The sequence below is a fragment of the Hymenobacter daecheongensis DSM 21074 genome, from assembly GCF_900141805.1.
GTDB lineage: Bacteria > Bacteroidota > Bacteroidia > Cytophagales > Hymenobacteraceae > Hymenobacter > Hymenobacter daecheongensis.
In genome coordinates this window covers 291653-315606 of sequence record NZ_FQYN01000006.1, presented here as the reverse complement: position 1 = coordinate 315606, position 23954 = coordinate 291653, and the positions used below count along the sequence as shown (strand labels likewise).

Below are 23954 nucleotides of genomic sequence, written 5' to 3'. Positions count from 1 at the left end.
CTTACAAAAAATGGTACAGAAACGTAATGACCCCGGTATACGCCGGCTTCTTTGCGTCTTTGATTTCTAGCGTCACCTCGATGCGGGCTTTGGCGATGCCGCGCAGGTCCTTCACCGATAGCAGCCGCGCCCGCAGCCGCACCTCGCTATCCACCAGCACCGCCTGATTAAAGCGTAGGCTCTCGATTTCGTAGTTCACCTGCATCTTCAGGTTCTCAATCTGCGCAATTTGCCGCCACAGGTACGGCAGCACCGCTACGGTGAGGTAGCCGTGCGCGATGGTGCCGCCAAAGGGCGACTCCGCTTTGGCCCGCTCCGCATCGAGGTGAATCCACTGGTGGTCGAGGGTCGCGTCGGCGAAGCGGTTAATCTGCTCCTGCGTGATGGTGTGATAGGGCGAAAGGCCCAGCTCCTGGCCCTCGTACTGCTCCAGCTGTTTCAGGCTACTGATGATGATGCTCATGCGGGGTGTTTTGGTGGTGGTGAGGTGGTGGTGATTGGTTGGTGGATTGATTGCCGCCTGTCATCCTGAGCTTGCGAAGGACCTTATCACGCCAGCGCGAGTCGTTGTTACGATTATTGTTCTTATCCCATGAGGTCCTTCGCAAGCTCAGGATGACAGGTACTATGCAATCAATCCACCAGCACGCCGATGTAGTAGTTGAATGTGTCGATGTCAATATTATCCTTCGTGGCCCCCACTAGCTCGATGGGCTGAAACTTCGTCGTCAGGGGCACGAATTTATACTCCGAGCCGCGCACGCGCATCCGGATGGGGATGGTGAAGTTGTCGGCTTCGGCTACCCAGCGGCCCAGCAGCTGGCCTTTGTCCTGGCGCAGCTCCAGCACCGGCAGGCTGCGGTGGCGCAGGTACTGGTCGAAGACAGGCGTGAAGTTTTTGCCGCTCTGCTGGTTGAGGTAGCCGATAATCTGGTCGGTGGTGACGGTCTGGTGGTAGAAGGTTTTGCCCAGCCCGCGCAGCATCTGCCGCCACTTCTCGTCGTCGTTGACGAGGGTGCGCACCATGTTGAGCATATTGCTGCCCTTATCGTACATATCCCCGGAGCCTTCTTTGTTCACGCCGTAGGGTCCGATGATGGGGCCGTCGTTCTGGATGTTGCGGCGCTGCCCGTGCAGGTATTCCTGGCCGGCGAGCTTGCCAAACTGGCTTTCCACGAACAGCGCCTCCGAGTAGGTGGTGAAGCTCTCGTGAATCCACATATCGGCAATATCCTGGCTGGTGATGTTGTTGCCGAACCACTCGTGGCCGCTTTCGTGCACGATGATAAAGTCCCATTTCAGCCCCCAGCCCGTGGCCGAGCGGTCGTGGCCGAGGTAGCCATTCTGGTACTTGTTGCCGTAGGCTACGGCGCTCTGGTGCTCCATGCCCAAGTGGGGCGCATCCACCAGCTTGTAGCCATCCTCATAGAACGGGTACGGCCCAAACCAGTGCTCCAGCGACTTGAGCATGGGCTTGACATGGGTCCCGAAATGCGTTTTGGCCTTCGCTAGGTTCTCCGTCAGCACCCAGTAGTCCAGCGTGAGCTTGCCTTTTTCGCCGTCGTAAGTGTCGCCGAAGCGGGTGTAGTCGCCCACGTTCAGGGCCACGTCGTAGTTGTTGATGGGGTTGCGCACGGCCCAGTCGAAGCGCGTAGTGCCGTCCTTGAGCGGCGTGACTTTGCGCAGCCGCCCATTCGACACGTCTTTCAAACCCTTGGGCACCGTCACGCTAATCAGCATACTATCCACCTCGTCGGCTTGGTGGTCTTTGGTGGGCCACCAGATGCTGGCTCCCACGCCCTGGCAGGCCGTAGCCACCCACGGCTTGCCGTTGGAATCCTGGGTGAACACCAAGCCGCCGTCCCAGGGTGCTCGCTCGGCCACGGTCGGCTTGCCGGAGTAGAACACCGTGAATTCATCCGTACTGCCCGCCTTGATAGGCTGCGGAAAGGTGATGAACACAGCATTAGCCTCGCGGGTGAAGGCCAGATTCTTGCCCTTGTACACCACTTTTTCAACCGCGAGGTTGGCAAACAGATCGAACTGGAGCTTGCTGAAATCCTGGGTGGCGGTGAAGCGGAACAGGTTGGAGCCGCTCAGGGCCCGCTGCTCAATATCGAGCTTCACATCCAGATGATAATAGCGGATATCGTAGCAGGTGCGCAGCGGCGAAAGGCTGCCGCGCAGCGAGTCGGCGCGGGTGAACTGGCTTTTGGGCTGCATCAGCTGAGCGCTGGCCTGCCAGGGCAGACTCAGCAGGGCCAGAATGGCAAAAAACGAAAGGCGACGCATAAAAAACGGGGGTAGGGAGAGAGCCAAAGGTAACTACAGACGCCGGCCCGGCCGCGCCGTTGCGCGGGGCGCAGGCAGCCGGCCGCGGCCGTTTGCCGTAGGTTTGGGCTCTCCTTGGTCCGAACCTGTATGCCTTCCTCTTCCTCCGCGCCCAGTCGGGCGGCCATTATTGGCGCTTTCGCCATCGTCTACCTCGTCTGGGGCTCCACCTATCTGGGCATCCGCTACGCCATCGACAGCATTCCGCCGCTGCTTATGGCCGGCTCGCGCTACCTGCTGGCGGGTTTGCTGCTCTACAGCTTCATGCGGCTGCGCGGGGCGCCGGCCCCCACCTGGCGCGGCTGGGGTCAGGCGCTGCTCATCGGCATTTGCCTGCTCACCTTCGGCAACGGCGGCGTGACGCTTGGCGAACAATATATTTCCTCCGGACTGGCCGCGCTGCTGGTGGCCGTGGTGCCGCTGTTTCTGGCCGTGCTGGGCTGGTTGAGCGGCGTGTCGGGCCGCCCCACCCTGCCCGTGGCCATCGGCCTGCTCATCGGCATGGTGGGCGTGTACCTGGTGGCCCGCACGCCCGGCGTGAGCCACGTGGCGCTGCCCGGCCACGAAACGCTGGGCATTAGTCTGGTGCTCACGGCGGCCTTGCTGTGGGCCATCGGCTCGCTCTACGCCAAAAAGCACCAGCCCGCGTCGTCGCCGTTCGTATCGGGCGGGATGCAGATGATGTGCGGCGGCGCGCTGATGCTGCTGGCAGGCCTGGTGCGCGGCGAAGCTCACGGCTTCGCGCTAGCCAGCGTGACGGCGCAGTCGTGGCTGGCGTATGGCTATCTGGTCACGCTGGGCTCCATTGTAGCATTTTCGGCCTATATCTGGCTGCTGCGGGCCGTGGAGCCGGCACTGGCAGGCACCAACTCGTTTGTGAACCCCGTGGTGGCGGTGCTGCTGGGCTGGGCCGTGGCCGGCGAGCAGCTTAGCACCCCTACCCTAATCGGCGCGGCCCTGATTGTGGTAGCCGTGGTGCTGGTGGTGCTGGGGAGGCGGTGAGGTGGTGAGATAGTGAGATAGTGAAATGGTGAGTTTGATGTTCTGCTCCGTGTCAACCTGAGTAGGCGGGCTGGGAAGCGGGTTTGTGAGCTTAGTGGGACACCGTTGAACTCAATTCCTATTTATTGTATTTATAATCATATAATTTAATTCGTACATTAGCGAAAGAAGCGAAACCCGCGTAAATTCGCTGCGTATCGAAATCCCACTCTTTTCAGCTTTTACCAATGATCAACTCTGCTACTCTAGCTGACATCCGGACGGAAGGCGACATCAAGACCCTGGTCGATACGCTATGCCACAAGGCCACGAATGACACCCTGCTCGGCCCGCGCTACGGCGCCGCAGCCCGCATTCACTGGCCCCACTACCTCACTTCGCAATACCGCTACTGGAGCAATACGCTGCTCGGCAAGCAGGCCGAAGACGGTGAGCCAGTGCCCGCGCAGCTGGCCATGCCCACCAGCGGCCCCCACATCGCGCATTGGCTGAGCCTGTTCTCATCTACGGTAGAAGAGTGCTTCGCCGGCTCGAAAGCTGAGGAAGCCAAACAGCTGGCCCGCCAGCTGGTCACGCGCCTGCAAACCACCCGTACGCGGGAACTGCCAGTCGACTAAAACCACGGATTTGTCGGATTTCACGGATTTCGTGGACGATTAAACAGGAACAAAAAAGGCTTGCCAGTTGGCAAGCCTTTTTTGTTGATTGAAACCACGAAGCGAAAACGAAGTCGTTTACAAAATCCGTGAAATCCGACAAATCCGTCCCAATCCGTGGTTGGTGGCTCTAAACGCCCAGCAGCAGACGAGTCGGATCTTCGAGCAGCTCTTTCACCCGCACCAGGAACGACACCGACTCGCGGCCGTCGATGATGCGGTGGTCGTAGCTGAGGGCCAGATACATCATGGGCCGAATCACGACCTGCCCGTTTTCGGCAATCGGGCGCTGCACGATGTTGTGCATTCCCAGAATAGCCGACTGCGGGGCGTTGATGATCGGGGTGCTCATCATCGAGCCGAAAATGCCGCCGTTGGTGATGGTGAACGTGCCGCCGGTCATCTGCTCGATGGTCAGCTTGTTGTCGCGGGCCAGCATAGCCAGCCGCACCACTTCCTTCTCAATGCCATCAAACGACAGTGCTTCCGCATTGCGAATTACCGGCACCACCAGCCCTTTCGGGGCCGATACGGCGATGCTGATGTCACAGAAGTTGTTGAACACGATATCGGTGCCGTCAATCTGGGCATTTACCGATGGCCACTCCTGCAAAGCCACGCATACGGCCTTGGTGAAGAAGGACATAAAGCCCAGGTTCACCCCGTTTTTCTCCTTGAACTTGTCCTTGAACTTGGTGCGCATATCCATGATGGGCTGCATGTTCACCTCGTTGAAGGTGGTGAGCATGGCCGTCTCATTCTTCACCGAAACCAAGCGGCGGGCAACGGTTTTGCGCAGGTTGCTCATCCGCTCGCGGCGCACTGTACGGTTGCCGGTAACCGGTGACGCAGCCGCGGCGGGCTGAGCAGCAGCGGCAGGTGCCGGAGCAGCCGCCGGGGCCGGAGCAGCCGGACGAGCCTGGGCGTTCTGCGCGTCTTCCTTCGTGATGCGGCCGTCGCGGCCCGAGCCCTGCACGTCGGCAGCGGCAATGCCTTTCTCACCGAGAATCTTACCGGCGGCCGGCGAAGGCGTGCCGGTAGCGTAGGAAGTATTGCCCGTGGTTAGAGGCACGTTGGCGGAAGCGGGAGCCGGCGCGGCGGCCGCAGCCGAAGCAGTTGGGGCTGCTGGTGCCGGAGCACCGCTGCCGCCTTCAATGCGGGCCACTACGGAGCCGATGGCAATAGTTTCGCCTTCCTTCGCGCCATGGCGCAGCGTGCCGGAGCCTTCGGCGGGCAATTCAAACGTGGCCTTATCCGATTCCAACTCGGCAATGATTTCGTCGCGCTGCACTTGGGCACCGTCGGGCTTCAGCCATTTGGCCACGGTCACTTCCGTGATGGACTCGCCCACGGTCGGAATTTTCATCTCTACCGTCGCGCCGCCGCTGTTGCTGGCAGCCGGAGCGGCAGCAGTTGGGGGTGTGCCGGAAGCCGCGCCGCCAGCAGGCTGCCCGCCGTAGCCGGCCTGGTCGCTGGCGGTGGGGTTTTGCTCACCCTTGGTTATGGGGTCGGCGGCCAGCTGGGCTGGGGCGGCAGTGGCAGCCGGGGCCGAAGCAGCCGGAGCAGCCGAGGCCGCGCCGTCGCCGTTGATATCGGCAATGATGGCACCGATGCCGATGGTTTCGCCCTCGGCCACCCGGATTTTCAGGATGCCGTCGGTTTCGGCGGGCAGCTCAAACGTCGCCTTGTCCGATTCCAACTCGGCAATGACTTCGTCGCGCTTCACGGCCTCGCCGTCTTTCTTGAGCCACTTGGCAATGGTCACTTCGGTGATGGACTCGCCGACGGCGGGGATTTTGATTTCGATGGGCATGGGAAAATGCTAAAGGGCAGAACAAGCTAAGCCAAATATGCGGTAATAATCGGCCGAAACACGGCCGCAAATCAATTGCTGGAAGTAACCAAGGCAGCCGCATTCAGCCCTGACGCTTCTTCCAGCTCGTGGCGGTGCTGTACCGCAAAAATATTCAGTCCCGCCGCCTCGTCAATGAGGTCGTCAGGCAACTGCAAAGATACCGGCAGCAGTTCGGCTAAACGCACCAGGTCGTGCGTGCATGGGAATGCCACGTGCGCGCCCACTAACGCGGCTTTTAGTAACTTCTCTACTGCCTGCTGGCAATGGAACCCGACGACTTCATATAGGTGCGGGCTATGCCGGAGCAGTACCTCGGTGCTTTCCAAGTCGCGCTCCGCTACTTGGAATAACGTGCGGATATGGTGTTGTTTGGATGGGTTAAGCAGCATACAACAGACGTCCTTTTTGTATGGCTTCCGCTTCAACTGTGTAAGCAAGAGGCAATTTGAGCAGCAACTCTTCCGGCGTCCGGATAAGGATATCCATAGCCGCGGCTCCGGCACCACGCAATACCCGGCGTACAGCCACCGACCGGGCCATGGCCGAAGGTTCGGCATCGCGCTTCACCACCAACAAATCCAGGTCGCTATCCTCCGTAGGCGTGCCGTAGGCGTATGAGCCGAACAGAATAATCCGGTCGGGCTGATAGCCTTCCACGATACGGCGGACAATGGCCTGAATCTGCTCTTCGGTTATCATAAGCGTTAGTCCTGCTTTTTGGCTACCTCTACCGTGGCTTTGATGTTCTCCGCATCTACCTCGGCGGTAGAAATGCCGAAAGCGCGGGCCACTAGGTCCTTCTGCTCCTTCACGTGCACCTTGTTGTAGCCCGTAGCCGGCGAGGCCGAGGGCTTGCGGGCCACCACGTCTTCCAGCTCGCGGCGCATAAAGCGGAGCAGGTAGTTCCAGTATCCCATATTCTCCGGCTCTTCCTGCACCCAATACTGTTTGGCTTTGGGGTACTTAGCCAGTTCGATGGCAAGCTGCTTCTTAGGAAACGGATGCAGCTGCTCCAGCCGCACGATAGCCACATCGGTGCGGTTGGAAGCACGCTGCTCTTCCAGCAGGTCGAAGTATACTTTGCCCGAGCACAGCAGTACGCGCTTCACTTTCTTGGCCTCGGCAAACGTGTCGCCGAGCACCTCGCGGAAGTTGCCCGAGGTAAACTCCTCCACCGGCGACACGCACAGCGGGTGGCGCAGCATCGATTTCGGCGACATCACCACCAGCGGCTTGCGGAAGCTCCACGTCAGCTGCCGGCGCAGGGCATGGAAGAAGTTGGCCGGCGTGGTCATGTTGGCCACAATTATGTTATTTTCGGCCGCCAGCTGCAAAAACCGCTCGGGGCGGGCATTGGAGTGCTCGGGGCCCTGGCCCTCGTAGCCGTGGGGCAAGAGCATCACTACGCCGTTCATGCGCTGCCACTTGCTTTCGCTGCTCACAATGAACTGGTCAATCATAGTCTGGGCACCGTTGGCGAAGTCGCCGAACTGAGCCTCCCACACCACCAGAGCCGTCGGGTTGGCCATGGCGTAGCCGAATTCAAAGCCCAGCACCGCGTACTCACTCAGCAGCGAGTTGAAGATGCTCAGCTTCTCCTGGCTCTCGCCGATGTTGTTGAGCGAGTTGTAAGGAGCCGAGGTTTCGGCATCGTGGAGCACGGCGTGGCGGTGGGAGAAGGTGCCGCGCTGCACATCCTGCCCACTCACGCGCACGATGTGCTTCTCGGCCAGCAGCGAGCCGTAGGCCAGCAGCTCGCCGGCGGCCCAGTTCAGCACCCGGCTCTCGAAGAACATCTTCCGGCGCTCCTCCATCAGCTTCTCAATCTGCTTCAGGGGCCGGAAGCCTTCGGGCAGCGTAGTCAGGGCCTTGCCCACCTGCTGCACCACCTCTTCGCTGATGCCAGTTTCCGGCGACGATTCAAAGTCCTCGGGCTTGGAGCGGCGCAGGCTGCGCCATTCGTTTTCGAGAGCTTGGTAGTTATAGGGCAAGGGCTTCTGCTTCACCATATCCAGGCGGGCCTGCAGCGTGTCGCGGAACTCTTTGTCCATCTGAGCGGCTAGGGCCGCGTCCACGTCGCCGCGCTCTACCAGCATGGCGTTGTACACCTCGCGCGGGTTCTGGTGCTTCGAAATGAGGTTGTAGAGCGTGGGCTGGGTGAATTTCGGCTCGTCCGACTCGTTGTGACCGTGGCGACGGTAGCACACCATATCAATGAAGATATCGGCATGAAATTGCTGGCGGTACTCGGTAGCGAGACGCACGGCAAACACCACTGCTTCCGGATCGTCGCCATTCACGTGCAACACTGGCGCGTCAATGATTTTGGCCAGATCTGTGCTGTAGATACTAGAGCGGGCATCCTCAAAGTCGGTGGTGAAGCCGACCTGGTTGTTAATCACGAAGTGAATGGTGCCGCCGGTCTTGTAACCTTCCAGCAACGACATCTGCGTCAGCTCGTAGCCGATGCCCTGGCCGGCCAGCGCCGCGTCGCCATGAATCAGGATGGGCAGAATCTGGTGGTAGTCGTCGGCGTATTGGTGCTCAATCTTGGCCCGCACGAAGCCCTGTACCACGGGGTTCACCGCTTCCAGGTGCGAGGGGTTGGGCGCCAGCTTCAGGTTCACCTTCTGCCCGCCCTCGGTTTCTACCTCCGACGAGTAGCCCATATGGTACTTCACGTCGCCGTCGCCCATCGTCAGGTCAGGTACGGCCGTGCCCTCGAATTCCGAGAAGATCTGCTCGTACGTCTTGCCCATGATGTTGGCCAGCACGTTCAGGCGGCCGCGGTGGGCCATCCCAATCATCACTTCCTTCACCCCCAGCTCCGACGACTTATTGATAATGGCATCAAGGGCTGGAATGGTGGTTTCGCCGCCTTCCAGCGAGAAGCGCTTCTGCCCCAAAAACTTGGTATGCAGGAAGTTCTCAAATACCACTGCCTCGTTCAGCTTCTTCAGAATACGCTTTTTGTACTCCACCCCGGGGTTGAAGCTCAGCGAATCCTTCTCCACTTTTTCGCGAAACCAGTCGAGCACCTGCGGGTCGCGGATGTACATATATTCGAAGCCAATGCTGCGGGTGTACACTTTCTCCAGCGCCGCTACAATGTCGCGCAGCTTGGCCGTAGCGTCCAGGCCCAACAGTGAGCCGTTCCGGAACGACGTATCGAGGTCGGCCTCGCTCAGGCCGAAATCGGTAAGGTCGAGGCGGGCTTTGCGGTCTTTGCGCTCCCGCACCGGGTTGGTTTTCGCCCGCAGGTGGCCGCGGCTCCGAAACGCATGAATCAGGTTGCTAACGGCCGTTTCTTTGTCGGTCGAAAGGCCGTCGAGGGGCATAATGGAGCCGCCATCGTTGGTAGAAGCATCGGTATTTAGCACCCCGTAGGCCGGCTGCTGCTCCCGAATGCCGTCCAGCGTAGCAGGGCTGCCAGTTACAGCAGGCCGCACGATAGGCTGAGCCGCCCCTGCTCCAGTAGCCAGCTGATCATCAGCCGGATACTGTTGCGAAAAGTCAAAGCCTTCGAAGAACTTGCGCCAGCCGAAATCGACTGATTCCGGGTTTTGCTTGTACGCTTGGTACAGCTGTTCAATGTAGTCGCCGTGGGCGTTGGCGATATAGGAGTAAGCGTCCATATAATCGGAGCAGGATGAGTCAGCCGTAAATGTATACGGCTGGCGTGCAAGGCAAAAACTTACATTCGCGTATGCAAATACGCCTCTTATTCAGCGCATTGATTAGGCAACTGATTTCAGTACGCGGAAGTTGCGTCAGCCAAGCTATTCAAAATTAAGCGCAAAGCCTTTCCTACGGGCAGGAAAGGCTTAAGTTGATTAGGCGTTTTTGAATGAATAACTTTTTTACTTCAACCAATACCACACTGTATAGCGCGAGCATACACATATATCGATTGAGGGCAATATCATTGACCGTGAGCTACAAGGCCGGATCATTTCAGCGTTGTAGCTCGCTGCATTCAGCCATGTTGGGTTCCGCCCCGTCTATGCATTGATGAACTGCTTGTGCGTGGACGGCCTGGAAACAGCCTTTTCAGGATTTTCTGCATTGCAGAACTGTAATGCTGCCAACGCGTTGCCTAATAGGCGGCTAAAGTGGTTAGCGGAAGGCTAAAAAAATTCCGCTACTTTTGGGGTTCTATTCGAATGCCAATATTTTATAAATACAACAAATTATAATAATACTCTATATTAGATTTCCCTTATGTACCTCCCGCAGTCTGGTAGCGCAGCTGCTTTGTCTTTACCTGATCAGAATAACCCTTTCCTTCCGGATCAGGTAATTCGCCTCCCACAAGCCGGGTCGGCCGGCCGTCCATCCTCTTCGGACAAAAGAAGAGTTCATCAACCCAAACGTCATGTCCCTTGCTTTATTCCTGCTGACCTTCCTCTTTCCTCCACGGCCCATTTTCAGCGCCGCTGCCCTCCCCTCCACCGTAGCGCACCTGAGCCCGCGCACGGTATCGTTGGTTACTCCTTCGCTCATTGTTCCCAAGCGAGTGCCCCGTCATCTGCCCACGTATACCGTCACGGCCACCATCTACGAGCCTGACCCTCGGCAGACTGACTCTGAGCCGTTTATCACGGCCGATAACTCCTTTATTACCCCGCAACACTCCAGCAAAAACCGCTGGATGGCCCTGTCGCGCGACTTGCTCAAGCCCTGGGGCGGCACGTTCAGCTTCGGCGACTCAGTGCGCGTCACGGGCATCTCCAAGAAGCTCGACGGCACCTACATCATTCACGACACCATGAACCGCCGCCACCGGCACTGCATGGATATTCTGGCCGCCAAATGGGAGCATCTCGATGAGATGTGGAAAGGCGTGAAAATAGTAAAAGTGGAAAAGGCCGGGCCAGTTTGGCGAGCTGGCTAACTTCCTATTGGTCTGATGGTTCGCCAGCCTTGCTGGCCACCGGAAAGCTTTCCAGCGTGCGCGGCGTGCCCTGCGCATCGTATAAGTAGCTCAACGGCCGCGCGGGGTCGCGCATGATTTCGGTGTACGGAATCTGCCACCGCTTCCACATTTCCTGCAACGACTGCCCGTAGCCGGAATTTTCCCACGGATTGAAAATCTCCCGCGTAATGTCGTCGATGAGCGTATCGTATATGATATGGTCGTCGTGGGGCTGTATGGGACGCGGATAGTAATCGGGTATCACGTTCAGCAGGTGCGCCCCGTAATACACACGGGCTTTGAACTCGGCCAACTGCACGGGGTGTAGCGGCCGCTGGGCATCCTGATACACGCGGCGCATGGCCTGGCGCAGCAGCCCATTGTCGATGAAGCAGGCAATGATGATCATGCCATTTAGCTTGATGCTGAACGTCATGGTGGTCAGATCGTCGTCGTACTCAAACGAAATCGGGTCCTGTCCAGGGTCGGTTTCGAGTAGGAAGATGGAGGCCGGCACGAAGTCCTCAAACACGATGGGCACCCGCAGCGCCTGAAACGTCTGGAAGAACGCCTGAAGCCGCCGCAGCATCTGCCCGTTCTCAGAAAGCGGATACTGGGGTTTGATGAGCGGATTCAACTCGTTGAGCAGCTCCAGCACCAGGATGCCATAAAACATCTTGCCCAGCCACAGAAACAGCGTTTTTTCGTCCAAAGCCCGCAGGCCGGCCGGGCCGGCAGCAGTAGCTGCGGCCACCGTGGCTTCCAGCGGCTGCACGTAGCGCGTGCGGCAGCCGGGGCAGCACGGCACCCGCAGATTCTGGTATTCCTGCACGCTCTGGTCGAGCAGCTGAATGCGCTGCCCGGCCAGCTGATAGCGCTGCAGCAGCCACTCATCAAACACCAGCACGGCCTGGGCCGGCGTGGTGGGCGTGCCGCACAAAAAACAGTGGTCGGCGAACTGTTTTTCCTCAAAAGGATAGTACAGCGTCAGGTCAGGCGCGGGGGAAGCAGGCATAAAGAACCACGAAAAGCGGCGGAAAAATGACGGCGCAAAAGTACGCCTCCCGCGTGTGCCTCCGCTTCCTGTGGGCCGGGTTTTCTGCCGATAGCAGCTGCCGCCGGCCCTGCCAGCTACGCAAAAGCCCCAACCAGTTGCTGGTTGGGGCTTTTGCGTAGCTGGTAAAGCTTTGCCTATTAGCGGGAAAGCGCATTGCCCATCTTAATGAGCAGCTTGCTGAGTTGGGTAAGAGGCGCGCCGTAGTTGTCGCTGGTTTCCTCGGCCACCTTGCCGGTTTCGGCCCCCAGCGTGGCCAGGGTTTCGGCAATGTCGTGGGCGGCGGTGTCGGGGTGGCTGAGCTGGTCGTTCAGCGTATTCAGCTCCTGAATGATTTTGGCCAGCCCCGGCCGCTCCGACGAGCGGAGCACTTCGGCCCAACGGTCAATTTCGGTCAGGCCGCGGACATCGGCTTTTTCCGGCATCCCGTCTTTGAGCAGCTTGAGCGTGTCGTCAAGCAGGGCCGAGTTCTGCTGATCGGTGACATCCAGCGGGATGGTGGGCACAACGGGAGTTTGCGGCGTAGGCGTAGTCGAATCCATGGTAATGAGCCAAAAAAGCGAAAGAAACTACCTGCTATACTGCCTTGCGGTCGGAAAAGTTAGCCCAACGGCGGATGCCGTCCGTACAAACCGCCCCGGCCCGCCTGGCCGGAAAATTGTGGTCCGCTTTCTTCGCTTATGCTTCACGCTTTTTTACCCGCTCCTTTCTCCGATGCGGCCCGCCACGTCCAGTTTGAGGCCGTGCGGGCGGCCCTGGCCGCCGAGCCGCAGGCCCCGGCCACGCTGCTGCTAGGCAATCTAATGCTGCCCGATGGCGGCCGCCTAGATGCCGTGGTGATACGCCCGCACAGCCTCACGCTGCTGCTGCTGGAGCCCCGTGGCGGCCACCTCGCCATCCGCGACTTTGCCCACGCCGCCTGGCAGCTCGATAGTGCCCCGCTCACCGGGGCCGCCGGTGCCGACAATCCTTTTCAGCAGTTCAGCCAGCAAAAAGAGGCCCTGGCGCATTTCCTGCGGCAGTATCTGGAAGCCGGGCAAGCCAATCTGAATTTCATCACGGGCCTACTGCTTTTTGGTGAGCCGGTGGTATTTGGGCGTGAAGTAGAGGAGCGCATGGCCGCCGTGCCCGCCGCCAGCAGCTTCCACCTTCTCGCCGACCCCACCCGATTCACCCGCCGCCTCGCCCAGCTGGCCACGCCCGAAATCGACCTGACCGAAGCCGATATTGCGCAGCTGGCCCAGGAGTTGACTGCAGGCAAAGTCGCATCCGTGCCGGAGACACTGCTGATACCGGAGCCAAAGCCTGAACCGGAGTCGGAGCTGGAGCCAGCTGCTGCCGCAGCGGGCCCGGCACCGGCGGCAGGTGGCGGCTTTTTGCAGCAGAAAGCTACCCAGCTGTGGCACTGGCTAGGAGCCCACGACATTGATGACCTCGACACGGCGCCCTATGGCTACGAGGAAGTGGCCGCCCGCCAGCAGGAAAAGCAGGAGCTGGAGCAGCTGCGCACTACCATGCAGGCCGAAGTGGCCACTCAGCTCCGGGCGCTGGAAGCCCGCGAGGCCGAGCGGGAACGGAGCCTCGTCCAGTTGCGCGAAAAGCTGGCGGCGGCACCCGCTGTAGCGCCCGAGGCCGCCGCCTTGCAGGCCCGCATTGCGGCCGAGAGCCGGGAAAAAGACATTCTGGAGGCCGCCATGCAAGCTTCCCGCGCCGAATCGGAGGCTCGTAACCGGGAGCTGGATGCCAAGATCGAGCAGCTTAGCCAATTGATGCTGCAGATGCAGGCCGCCACCGCCGCTAGTGCTGCAGCAGAGCCTGCAGCCCCGGCTCCGCCGAAACCGGCTGCTAACCCAGCCGTGGCGGCGGGCTTAGGAGCCGAACCAACTGCGGCAGCAGCATTTTCTCCTGTTTCGGCTCCGGCCGCCGCCCGGCACTCGGCCGCGCCGGCAGCTTCCGCGCCGGCCAAAGCCACTCAGCCCTACGCCCGCCTGCTGCGCAAATGGCGGCGGCGCCTGCCGCGTTTGGGCATAGTAGCCGGGGGGTTGATGGGGCTGATAGTGGCCATCTGGGCCTTTAGAGCGGCCACGGCGGGGCCGCCCAAAGCGTTTGAGCAGAACGGCAGGTGGGGCTTCTTGGAAGCCGATGGCGATACGCTGGTGCCGGCCCGCTATACGTCCGTAGCCGAATTCCGGGAGGGCCGCGCCGTAGTGGAGAAGCAGGGCGCGTTCGGCTTTATTAATGATAAAGGCGAGGAAACGCTGGCTCCCGCCTACGATGCTCTGAACCCATGTGCCGACGGCTTTGCCCGCGCCCGCATCGGCGACCTATACACGTTCGTGGACGAGAAAGGCGAGGAATTCAGCCATTACTACTATAACGCTCTGGACTTTTCCGAAGGCCGCGCCGCCGTGCTCGACCGCCGGGGCTGGTTCTACATTGTGGGGCCGGAGGCCGAAACCAAGCCGCCCGTACTGTTTCAGGAAGCTTATTCTTTCCATGACGGGCTGGCGCGAGTGAAGCTGCAGGGCACCTACACATTCATCAGCCAAGACTACCTCGACGAGCCCAACCCCGATACCAAACCCTTCGGCCGCTACACCGATGCCGGCGACTTCGCCGACGGCCGCGCCCGCGTGGTGCAGGAAGGCCGCACATTTTATATCGACAAAAGCGGTGAGCCGACAGAATAACATGCATAAGATCCTGTATTAATGACGCTTACATAAGGCCGCCAGCAAGGCCGCATCAATCGTCTTTTTTGTGTTTGCCTTTGCCGTGCTTTTTGTAGTAGCCCCAACCCTTGTGGCCCCGCCCCCGCCGGCTGAACAACTGCTCCAGTACGCCGGCCTCGTAGCGCATCACTGCGGGCGTGGCGGCACTGGGGCGGGCCACCGCCGGCGAGGCCAGCGCCAGCTGGCCGCCGGGCGCGACGACTACGCTGGTGGGCGTGCCAAGCAGCGTGCAGCCTTTGCCTTCGGGTAGCTCGGTGCGCTGCCCGCTGGCCTCCACCACGAAGCCGTCGCGGGTGATGGTGCGGCCGTTGGGCAGGTGCACGTCGTGGGCCATCGGGCGCTTTTCGCCGTTGCGGATACGGTACATGATGCCGTCGCGGCGCTGGAAACCGTCGTTGTTTGAGCGACTTTGGGCGAAGCTACTCAGGCCAGTGCTCAGGGACAGCAGGGCAAAAGCGAGCGGGAAGCGAAAGTAAAAAAGCATTGGGCGGAATAAGCAGGAACGTAGGCAGGCTACGCACGCGCCGGCCTGCAAGTTCTTCGCCACTTTTTCGGCGCGGCCGGGTTACTTTCCTGTGCCGCCTGGTATGAACGAAACCAAAAACCATTTAACACCTTAGCCTTTAGCCATGAAGACCTCTTTGAAATCTCTGCTCCTGCTGGCCGCTTTCGGTACGTTCGCTACCACTTCTTGCTCGGAGAAAACCCAGGACAACGCCGAAGCTACCGCTGAAAGCGCTGCCACGGATGCTGCTAACGCCACCGGCGAGGCCGCCGACAACGCCGCCGCCGCCACCAACGCTGCCGCCGACGAAGTGAAAGCCGATATGGCTCCCGAGAAGGGCGACACGGCTGTGGTAGTTGAAAAGCCCGCCGACAAGCTGGTTGAAGAAACCAAGTAAGCAGCCGGCCCAGGTGGCCTGCTCACTTCCTTCAAGGCCCCGCTCTCAGCCAGAGCGGGGCCTTTGCTTTGACGGCCCGTCAGATGCTGCGAAGTCGAAGACAAACGCAATAAAATATTATCATACAGTTAATTACAAGCACAATTAACCTGAATAGCGAGTCCAGACAAGGCGGAAGTTAGTTGAGCGCGGGGCGCGGGGCAAGTGTATCTTTCGGTTGTAAATCCTCACTCCCTTATTCTTTCGCCATGCACCGCTTGCTACTCTTCGTTTTTTTCAGCCTGTTGGCCCTGACCGCCCAGGCGCAGGACTTGCTCACCAAACAAAATGGGGACGAGGTGCCGGTGAAAGTGCTGGAAATAACGCCCACCGAGGTGCGCTACAAGCGTACGGACAACCCCGATGGCCCTCTGATCAGCGTGCGCCGGTCAGACGTGTTTATGATTCGCTACGCCAATGGCACCAAGGAAGTAATGGGCGTGGCACCCGCCCCGGGCTTACCGGCCACCGCGCCCGCCCTACCGCCCGGCCCCGTGGTGCCCGGCGATGAAGAACCGGTCTATAATGAAGTGCACTTGGGCGGCCCACGCATCGGTTTCACGGTGCTGACGGCCGGCGTGGCGGAAAAAGCGAGTGAATACAATATCAAGCCCTTCCTGACGCAGTTTGGCTGGCAGTTTGAAACGCGGATTTTCCGCCTGCCCAATGGCACCTCGGGCCTGTTTGAAGTGGTGCCGCTCATTGGCGGGCTGGAGCAGAACAAGTTTGTGCCCAGCCTGAATGCGCTGGTGGGCATTCGCGGCCCCAAGGGCTTCGAGTTCGGCGTGGGGCCGAATCTGACCCCGCTCAGCGCCAGCATCGCGCTGGCCGTGGGCACTACTTACCGCTCACACGGCATCAACTTTCCGGTGAATCTGGCGGTGGTGCCGGGCAATGGCGGCCTGCGCTTCAGCCTGCTTTTCGGCTTCAACTCGCGGCGCTACTAGCCGGTTGCCATCATCGTTTCACTGCCTGATTTTCTGAGTACAATGCGTTGTCTCTACTTGTTGCTGCTTTTCTGCGGGCTTGCTGCTACCGCCCAAGCCCAGGACACCATTCTGCGCACCAACGGGGAAGAGATTCCGGCGAAGGTGCTCACCATTCAGCCCGAGAAAATATCCTACGCGCTGCCCGCCGCGCCCGCCGACACGCTCTATCTGCCCGTGACCGATGTATTTATGATCCGGTATGCCAACGGCACGAAGGAAATGATATACACCGCCACCTACGCCGCGGCGGCCCCGGCCCTCACGCCCGAGCAGGCCCGCCGGCAGGGCGAACTGGATGCCCGCCAGTATTTTAAGTCGCCGGGAGCCTTTTGGGGCACTTTCGGAGCTACGGTGGTCACTACCTCCGTGGGCTGGCTGGGTGGCGTGGCTACCGGGGCCGCCATTGCGGCTTCGCGGCCGCCGGTACACAACCTGATGGTATCCGATGATAAGCTGCTCCGGAACCAGGACTACGTGCGCGGCTACCAGCGGCAGGCGCAGCGCCAGAAGCTGGGCAAAGCCGCCGCCGGATTTGGGGCTGGCGTGGGCACTTCAGTGGCTATTGTTGCCATCATAGTTATATCGGTTTTTGGTGCCCATTAGCAGTAGCAATAGGAAATACTATTATTTCTAATTATATTTAAATGATAATCAACTAGATAATTAGGACCTGCGCTTAACTCTACTGGCGGGCTTGCGTATCGAACACCAGATACCATTCCCACACCAAAACCCACTCACTCATGGACGCTAACAACAATAACATCGACGACCAGACGGAGCTACGAGCCCGCGGCAACTGGAACGAACTGAAAGGCAAAGCCAAGCAGCAGTGGGGCCACCTCACCGACGACGACCTGGACTACGCCGAAGGCAAGCAGGACGAGTGGTTCGGCAGACTGCAGCACAAAACCGGTCAGACGGTGGATGAAATCAAAGACTGGTTTCACCGCAATTTTTAGGCGCTACTGCCCGCACTGGCATAGCCCCGCACCGCTTCCTCAGGGAGCCGGATGCGGGGCTTTTGCTAAAGGCAGCCGGCTCCGGCTTATTCTGAGCACCTCCACTCCCTGGAGCTTATTGTATGGTCATTGCCCCCGAAGAATTACGATTGCTAGGCGATAAAGCGCTGCTGAAGCTGCCCAAAACCGCTTTTTTCTGCTCGCGCGAGTACCCCGCACGCATTGAGCACGATACTAACCTTTGGGCGCTGGATCAGCGGGCTAATGGGCATTGCGTGGTGTCGGGGTTTCACTCACTAATGGAGCAGAGCATCTTCCGCTACCTGCTGCAAGGGCCCGAGCAGCCAATTGTGTACGTGCTGGCCCGCGGCATTCAGCCCAACGTGCGCTCCGAGTACGGCCCCGAAATCAAGGCCGGCCGCCTGCTGTTCGTCACGCCGTTTGAGCCCGATGTGACGACCACCTCCCAGGATACCGCCGATATCCGCAACCTGTTGATTGCCGAGCTGGCCGACCATTTCTTTATCCCCTACATGGCTCCCGGCGGCAACCTGGACCGGCTGCTGCAAAGCAAGCCCGCGCAGGGAAAGCCCATTTGCACGCTGAATATTCCGGAAAATAAGCTCTTGCTGGACCGCGGCGCCGAAATTTACCGCCCCGGCGGCATCTTCGGCCGCCACGACTTTTCGCTGGCCTGGCCGGTGTAGCGGGCCTGGGCCGGTCTTTCTGCCGCACCTATTCCGGCCGGCTGCCGTATCGTACTACTCTTCGCTTTTTTAAAGTAGATACGTATGGCTTCCCTCTCCTCCGTTTTGCCCCACGCCGCGCCGTCGCGGGGGTTGCGGCTGCTCGCCCGCTTTGGCTTCGCCGCCAAGGGCACCGTTTATCTGACCATGGGCGTGCTGGCCTTTCTGGCCGCCACGGGGATGCAAGGCGGCCAGACAGCCGATAAGCAGCAAGCTATGCAAACCATTCAGGGGCTGCCCATGGGCAGGTTTCTGCTCGGGCTGGTGGCCTTTGGCCTGGTTGGTTACATCGTCTGGCGCTTCACGCAGGCCTTGCGCGACACCGAAAATAAAGGCTCCGGGGCCAAAGGATTGGCCCGGCGCCTGGGCTACGCCGGCAGCGGGCTGGTGTATGTGGCCCTGGCTTTTTATGCCGGCAAAGCGGCGTGGCAAAACAGCGCCGTGAGCAGCGGCAGCGGTGGCGATGCCAAACAGTCGGCGGTGGCTACGCTGCTGGCGCAGCCCTTCGGGCAATGGCTGGTGGCAGCTATTGGCCTGGGCATTATCGGAGCGGGGCTCTACCAGATCTGGCACGCCTACTCTGGCGACTTTGCCAAGCACGTAAATGCCAGCAGCCTGAGTACGCAGCAGCAGCAGGTGGTTTTCCGCACCGGGCAGGTCGGCTACACGGCCCAGGGCATCGTACTGGCTATTATCGGCTATTTCTTCGTGCAGGCCGCCCGCTTCAGCAACGCCCGCCAGATCGACGACACCGAAGGAGCCTTTGATTTGCTCAATGCTATGGGCCCGGCTGTGCTGGGCATTGTGGCGGTGGGCTTGGTGGCGTATGGCCTGTATATGCTCGTGCAGGCCCGGTATCCGGTGCTGCATGGCGTGTGATTCAGTTGTTAGTTTTTGGTCGTCATCGGATGAACTGACGACCAAAAACTAACAACTGACAACTAACAACTAACCCCTCAAGCCACGTAGTCGCTCAGGTACTGGTAGCGCTCGGTGAGCTGGCCGTTGCGCGTGATGGTGGCCCGCTCCACTACCTCGTCGGCATCGTCGCGCAGCAGGTGCGGAAACACGTTATCGAGGAGCTGGCGGCCGAAGTCACGGCTGGCGTTGCGGGGCAGCTCGCAGGGCAGATTATCCACGGCCATGATGGTGATGTTGGCGGGGCGCGAGCAGGCCGGCTCCAGCTCGCCGGTCTGCGGGTTGTAGTCGAAAAGCGGGTCTTGGATGGTACTGCTGCGCTTGGTGGTCGGGATGGAGCCGTTCACGTCGCAGGTCACGTCGGCAATGGTATTGATGCGGAAACCGGGCTGGCGCGTATCGGCCTCGGTGAACAGGAGTGGCGCGGCGGGGTGCCAGTAGGCGCAGGCAATCAGCAGATCGGTGACGGGCAGATACTTGCCAAACGTGGACGTATACAGCTCGGGGTGGCGGTGAAAATCCGGCGTATCCCACACCCGGCCATCCTGGCGGGCGTTGTAGTCGGAGCTGCGCAGCTGGGCATACACGGGCTCCGTGAAATCGAGGTAGAGAAAGTCGTAGACGCTCACCTTGCGGATACCCATCCGGTCGAGGACCTCCAGTGCGCCCTGCGCCACCCGGCCCGAGCCCGTGACGGCAATCTTGATGGGCGGCAGGGCTCGCACCTTGAAGAATTCTTCCTGCATATCGTCCATATCCACGCACTGGTAGGCGGGCTTCAGTTGGTACAGGTTGTGCTTCCGGCCATAGGCCAGCAGGCCATTATACGCTCCCACAATGCCCGCGTAGCGCCCAAAAGCCACGATTCGCTCACCCTCGGCATTGGTCAGCATCTCGTAGTCGATGAGCGTGATATTCTTCTGCAGCACGGCCCGCAGCAGCTCGCGGTTGGCGGGCTGCTTTTTGACGGTGTGCGAGAAAAACAGGTACGTTTTGTTCGGAATGAGCTGGCTGACGGGCACTTCCTTCACGCCCATTAGGATGTCGCAGGCGGTCATATCGGCCTGCACGGCAATGCCCAGGTCGCGGTATTCCTGGTCGGAGTAGCTGCGGATAGGGCTTTCCTGCACTACTACCGTCACGTTGGGAAACGTAGTCTGGGCCTCCACGCACTTTTTGGGCGTGAGCGGCACGCGCTTGTCGGGCGGGGTTTTGCCTTCGCGAATGATACCGAGAGTAATAGGACGCATGAGGGTGGGAATTCGGAGGGATGAGAATGAGGCCCCAAATCTGGGGAAATATTTTGGGCAGCGAATCTGGCGCGGGGTTCTGCCCAAACATTTGCCTGCTCACAGGCTTAAGGATGAAGCCTTTTCGGCTTACCTTTGTTACAGGTGCGGCTGCCCCGGCGGCCGCGTATTCCCGCCACCTCTAGCTCTCCTTTATGTTGCTTAAACCCAAGCCCGCCGACGTATTCGTGGACCGGCACAACGGCCCCGACGACATGGCCGTGGCCGAAATGCTGCGCACCATCGGTGTCGAGTCGATTGACCAGCTCATCGACCAGACCGTGCCCGCGGCCATTCGGCTGAAAAAGCCGCTAAACCTGCCCGCGGCCCTCACGGAGCGGGCTTTTTTGGCGAAGTTCAAGAAGATTGCCGGCCAGAATAAGCTGTTCAAAAACTATATCGGCCTAGGCTACCACGATACCCAGCTGCCGGCCGTCATTCAGCGTAATATCCTCGAAAATCCGGGCTGGTACACGGCCTACACGCCCTACCAGGCCGAAATTGCCCAGGGCCGCCTCGAAGCCCTCATCAATTACCAGACGATGGTAATCGACCTCACAGGCCTCGAAATTGCCAACGCCAGCCTGCTCGACGAAGGCACCGCCGCCGCCGAAACCTTGCACATGTTTCATAGCCTGAGCAAGAAGAAAAGTGCTACTAAATACTTTGTATCGGAGCTGGTGCTGCCCCAGACCATCGACGTGCTGCGCACCCGCGCCACTCCGCTCGGCATCGAGCTGGTAATCGGTGACCACCGCACCGCCGACCTCACCGACGAAAGCCTGTTCGGGGCCATCCTGCAGTATCCCGCCGCCGACGGCCAGGTGTTCGACTACTCCGACTTCATCTCGAAAGCCCACGAGCAGGGCCAGTTCGTGACCGTGGCTACCGACCTGCTGGCCCTCACCCTGCTCACGCCCCCCGGCGAAATGGGCGCCGACGCCTGCGTGGGCAACTCCCAGCGCTTTGGCGTGCCGATGGGCTATGGCGGCCCCCACGCCGGCTTCCTGGCCACCAAAGACCAGTTCAAGCGCGTGATTCCCGGCCGCATTATCGGCCAAAGCATCGACGCGGCCGGCAACAAGGCCTACCGCATGGCCCTGCAAACCCGCGAGCAGCACATCCGCCGCGAAAAAGCTACGAGTAATATCTGCACCGCGCAGGTGCTGCTGAGCGTGCTGGCCGGCATGTATGCCGTGTACCACGGCCCGCAGCGCATCCGCCAGTTTGCCACCAACATTCATGCCCTGGCCCGCACGCTCGAAATGGCTCTGCACGGCCTGGGCGTGGAGCAGACCAACGAGTTCTACTTCGACACCCTGAACCTGCGCCTGGAAAGCGCCGAGCTGCAGCAGGCCCTGCGTAAGGAAGCCGAAGCCGCCGGCATCAACTTCCGCTACTTCGACACCGTGCGGGTGGGCATTTCGCTGCACCAGAACACCGAAATTGAGGATGTGGCCGCCATCGTGGACGTTTTTGCCAAGGTGCTGGGCAAGGAAGTGCAGGACGCACTGGCACTGCCCGCCGAAGTGGAAGCCACTTGGACGGAAAACCTGATTCGCACCAGCGACTACCTGACCCACCCCATCTTCAACACCCACCACTCCGAGCACGAGATGCTGCGCTACATGAAGCAGCTCGAAAACAAGGATCTGAGCCTGGCGCATTCCATGATTTCGCTGGGGTCCTGCACCATGAAGCTCAATGCCACCGCCGAGATGATTCCGGTGACCTGGCCCGAAATCGGGGGGTTACATCCCTTCGCCCCGCGCGAGCAGGCCCAGGGCTACGCCGAGATTTTCAAGGACCTGGAACAGTGGCTGTGCGAGGTAACGGGCTTCGCGGCCGTGAGCCTGCAGCCCAATTCCGGGGCTCAGGGTGAGTACGCCGGTCTGCTGGCCATCAAGGGCTACCACGATGCCCGCGGCGACCAGCACCGCAACGTGGCTCTGATTCCGGCCTCGGCCCACGGCACCAACCCCGCCTCGGCCGTAATGGCCGGCATGACGGTGGTAGTGGTGAAAAGCACTGAAGATGGCAACATTGATGTAGTAGACCTCAAAGCCAAAGCCGCCCAGTACGCCGATACGCTCAGCTGCCTGATGGTAACCTACCCGAGCACGCACGGCGTGTACGAGGAAACCATCATCGACATTTGCCAGACCATCCACAACCACGGCGGCCGGGTGTACATGGACGGGGCCAACATGAATGCCCAGGTGGGCCTCACCTCCCCCGCCACCATCGGCGCCGACGTGTGCCACCTGAACCTGCACAAAACCTTCTGCATCCCGCACGGCGGCGGCGGCCCCGGCGTAGGCCCCATCGGCGTGGTGGCCGACCTGGCCCCCTACCTGCCCGGCCACGTGCTGGTGGATGCCGATGGGCGCACCTTCGGGGCCGTAACGTCGGCACCGTGGGGTTCGGCCAGCATTCTGCCTATCAGCTACGCCTACATCAACATGATGGGCGGCGAAGGACTGACGCAGGCCACGCGCATTGCTATTCTGAATGCCAACTACATCAAGGCGAAGCTGGAGGAGCACTACCCGGTGCTGTATACCGGCTCCAACGGCCGCTGCGCCCACGAAATGATTCTGGACTGCCGCCAGTTCAAGAAGGCCGGCATCGAGGTCGAGGACATTGCCAAGCGCTTGATGGATTACGGCTTCCACGCCCCCACCGTGAGCTTCCCCGTAGCCGGCACGCTGATGGTGGAGCCTACCGAGTCGGAAAGCAAAGAAGAGCTGGACCGCTTCATCGAGGCCATGATTGCCATCCGAATGGAAGTGGCCGAGGTGGAAGCCGGCCGCGCCGATGCCAAGGACAACGTGCTCAAGCACGCCCCGCACACCGCCGCCACCGTGCTGGTGCATGAGTGGACCCGCCCCTACTCCCGCGAGCAGGCCGTGTACCCCACCGAGTACGCCCGCATGTTCAAGTTCTGGCCCACCGTCTCCCGCATCGACTCGGCCTACGGCGACCGGAACCTCATCTGCGCCTGCACGCCCATCGAGCAGTACGTAGACGCCGAGGAGCAGCTAGTACCCACCGACAAGGGCCCGTCTTATTAATGTGGATCTAATGTGCTGATTCTTATATCGTGTCAGTACTCAAAAGCAAAAAAGGCTCGTGCAGGTTGCACGAGCCTTTTTTATGGATTCCTTGTGCCACTAGGGCTATTTGTTACTACTTCAGCACATTTCCCACATCAGCACATTAGACCCACATTAAAAAATCATTTCTGTGGGAAGCAGGTGCGGTACATGAATCCGTTCAGGGTTTTGCCGTCTTTGGTCACGCGGGCTTTCACGAAGTAGGCATCCACGGTATCCATCACCTGTACTTCCATGCCTGAGGTAATAGAAGTGAGCTGCGCTGAGCTTTTGCTCATCCCGTCGTAGAGCGGACAGTCGACCACGGTGGTGAAGGAAACCGGGCCCTGGTTGCCGCGCTTGCCGGCGGTTTCATCCTTGGCGGCGCTGCACGAAGACAGCAGCACCAGCATCAGTGCGTAGAGTAGGCGTATGTTCATAAGTCGAGTTTGGGTGGGGAAGATAGCGT

General features: G+C 60.1%; 22 protein-coding genes. 11 read left to right on the top strand and 11 right to left on the bottom strand.

Features of this window, described 5'->3' with window-relative positions:
* Window position 1: 1 nt before the first annotated feature.
* On the bottom strand, window positions 2-463 hold the full coding sequence (locus BUB62_RS13565; protein ID WP_073110906.1) for a MaoC family dehydratase: 462 nt from the start codon (window positions 461-463) through the stop codon (window positions 2-4).
* 170 nt (window positions 464-633) lie between these two features.
* Window positions 634-2292, bottom strand: coding sequence for a M1 family metallopeptidase (locus BUB62_RS13560; RefSeq protein ID WP_073110904.1), 1659 nt, complete (start codon window positions 2290-2292; stop codon window positions 634-636).
* A 129-nt stretch (window positions 2293-2421) separates the two neighbouring features.
* On the opposite strand from BUB62_RS13560, the gene BUB62_RS13555 reads away from it, so the two are divergent.
* Both BUB62_RS13555 and BUB62_RS13550 read left to right on the top strand, forming a co-directional pair.
* The gene (locus tag BUB62_RS13555) at window positions 2422-3333 is read left to right on the top strand and encodes an EamA family transporter (RefSeq protein ID WP_073110902.1); all 912 of its coding nucleotides are present in this window, start codon (window positions 2422-2424) and stop codon (window positions 3331-3333) included.
* 227 nt (window positions 3334-3560) lie between these two features.
* Window positions 3561-3950, top strand: a complete 390-nt coding sequence (locus BUB62_RS13550) for a group III truncated hemoglobin (RefSeq protein WP_073110900.1) — start codon at window positions 3561-3563, stop codon at window positions 3948-3950.
* A gap of 169 nt (window positions 3951-4119) precedes the next feature.
* On the opposite strand, the gene odhB is transcribed toward BUB62_RS13550, so the two are convergent.
* The 4 genes from odhB to BUB62_RS13530 all read right to left on the bottom strand — a co-directional run bounded on the left by odhB (window position 4120) and on the right by BUB62_RS13530 (window position 9479).
* A complete protein-coding gene (gene odhB, locus BUB62_RS13545) occupies window positions 4120-5802 on the bottom strand; it encodes a 2-oxoglutarate dehydrogenase complex dihydrolipoyllysine-residue succinyltransferase (RefSeq protein WP_073110899.1) in 1683 nt (560 codons plus the stop codon).
* A gap of 71 nt (window positions 5803-5873) precedes the next feature.
* Window positions 5874-6233: a HEPN domain-containing protein gene (locus tag BUB62_RS13540; protein WP_073110897.1), complete on the bottom strand. Its 360-nt coding sequence runs from the start codon at window positions 6231-6233 to the stop codon at window positions 5874-5876.
* The gene (locus tag BUB62_RS13535; RefSeq protein WP_073110895.1) at window positions 6223-6543 is read right to left on the bottom strand and encodes a nucleotidyltransferase domain-containing protein; all 321 of its coding nucleotides are present in this window, start codon (window positions 6541-6543) and stop codon (window positions 6223-6225) included. The genes BUB62_RS13540 and BUB62_RS13535 overlap by 11 nt, the downstream gene beginning before the upstream one ends.
* 5 nt (window positions 6544-6548) lie before the next feature.
* Window positions 6549-9479 (bottom strand): 2-oxoglutarate dehydrogenase E1 component, encoded by a 2931-nt coding sequence (locus tag BUB62_RS13530; RefSeq protein ID WP_073110893.1) that lies wholly within the window; start codon window positions 9477-9479, stop codon window positions 6549-6551.
* 740 nt (window positions 9480-10219) lie between these two features.
* Here BUB62_RS13530 and BUB62_RS13525 point away from each other — a divergent pair.
* Window positions 10220-10738 carry an RlpA-like double-psi beta-barrel domain-containing protein gene (locus BUB62_RS13525; RefSeq protein WP_084539064.1) on the top strand — a complete coding sequence of 173 codons (519 nt, stop codon included), beginning with the start codon at window positions 10220-10222 and terminating at the stop codon, window positions 10736-10738.
* 4 nt (window positions 10739-10742) lie between these two features.
* Here the strand turns inward: BUB62_RS13525 and BUB62_RS13520 are convergent, their stop codons facing one another.
* Both BUB62_RS13520 and BUB62_RS13515 read right to left on the bottom strand, forming a co-directional pair.
* A complete protein-coding gene (locus BUB62_RS13520) occupies window positions 10743-11774 on the bottom strand; it encodes a hypothetical protein (RefSeq protein ID WP_073110891.1) in 1032 nt (343 codons plus the stop codon).
* 179 nt (window positions 11775-11953) lie between these two features.
* A complete protein-coding gene (locus BUB62_RS13515) occupies window positions 11954-12355 on the bottom strand; it encodes a hypothetical protein (RefSeq protein ID WP_073110889.1) in 402 nt (133 codons plus the stop codon).
* 138 nt (window positions 12356-12493) lie between these two features.
* On the opposite strand from BUB62_RS13515, the gene BUB62_RS13510 reads away from it, so the two are divergent.
* Window positions 12494-14503, top strand: coding sequence for a WG repeat-containing protein (locus BUB62_RS13510; RefSeq protein ID WP_073110887.1), 2010 nt, complete (start codon window positions 12494-12496; stop codon window positions 14501-14503).
* Window positions 14504-14558: 55 nt separating this feature from the next.
* Here the strand turns inward: BUB62_RS13510 and BUB62_RS13505 are convergent, their stop codons facing one another.
* Window positions 14559-15029: a DUF6799 domain-containing protein gene (locus BUB62_RS13505; protein WP_073110886.1), complete on the bottom strand. Its 471-nt coding sequence runs from the start codon at window positions 15027-15029 to the stop codon at window positions 14559-14561.
* Window positions 15030-15174: 145 nt separating this feature from the next.
* On the opposite strand from BUB62_RS13505, the gene BUB62_RS13500 reads away from it, so the two are divergent.
* The 6 genes from BUB62_RS13500 (at window position 15175) to BUB62_RS13475 (ending at window position 19062) form a co-directional block, all read left to right on the top strand.
* Window positions 15175-15447: a hypothetical protein gene (locus BUB62_RS13500; RefSeq protein WP_073110884.1), complete on the top strand. Its 273-nt coding sequence runs from the start codon at window positions 15175-15177 to the stop codon at window positions 15445-15447.
* Between the two features lie 248 nt (window positions 15448-15695).
* Window positions 15696-16433 carry a hypothetical protein gene (locus tag BUB62_RS13495; RefSeq protein ID WP_073110882.1) on the top strand — a complete coding sequence of 246 codons (738 nt, stop codon included), beginning with the start codon at window positions 15696-15698 and terminating at the stop codon, window positions 16431-16433.
* A gap of 42 nt (window positions 16434-16475) precedes the next feature.
* On the top strand, window positions 16476-17078 hold the full coding sequence (locus BUB62_RS13490; RefSeq protein WP_143164169.1) for a hypothetical protein: 603 nt from the start codon (window positions 16476-16478) through the stop codon (window positions 17076-17078).
* 140 nt (window positions 17079-17218) lie between these two features.
* A complete protein-coding gene (locus tag BUB62_RS13485; protein ID WP_073110878.1) occupies window positions 17219-17437 on the top strand; it encodes a CsbD family protein in 219 nt (72 codons plus the stop codon).
* A 122-nt stretch (window positions 17438-17559) separates the two neighbouring features.
* Window positions 17560-18144, top strand: a complete 585-nt coding sequence (locus BUB62_RS13480) for a DNA-binding protein (RefSeq protein WP_143164168.1) — start codon at window positions 17560-17562, stop codon at window positions 18142-18144.
* A gap of 84 nt (window positions 18145-18228) precedes the next feature.
* On the top strand, window positions 18229-19062 hold the full coding sequence (locus tag BUB62_RS13475) for a DUF1206 domain-containing protein (protein ID WP_073110875.1): 834 nt from the start codon (window positions 18229-18231) through the stop codon (window positions 19060-19062).
* A 77-nt stretch (window positions 19063-19139) separates the two neighbouring features.
* Here BUB62_RS13475 and BUB62_RS13470 read toward each other — a convergent pair whose 3' ends face one another.
* A complete protein-coding gene (locus BUB62_RS13470) occupies window positions 19140-20351 on the bottom strand; it encodes an NAD(P)-dependent oxidoreductase (RefSeq protein WP_073110873.1) in 1212 nt (403 codons plus the stop codon).
* Window positions 20352-20545: 194 nt separating this feature from the next.
* On the opposite strand from BUB62_RS13470, the gene gcvP reads away from it, so the two are divergent.
* A complete protein-coding gene (gcvP, locus tag BUB62_RS13465) occupies window positions 20546-23464 on the top strand; it encodes an aminomethyl-transferring glycine dehydrogenase (RefSeq protein ID WP_073110871.1) in 2919 nt (972 codons plus the stop codon).
* Window positions 23465-23628: 164 nt separating this feature from the next.
* Here gcvP and BUB62_RS13460 read toward each other — a convergent pair whose 3' ends face one another.
* Window positions 23629-23925, bottom strand: coding sequence for a hypothetical protein (locus tag BUB62_RS13460; protein WP_073110869.1), 297 nt, complete (start codon window positions 23923-23925; stop codon window positions 23629-23631).
* Window positions 23926-23954: the final 29 nt, after the last annotated feature.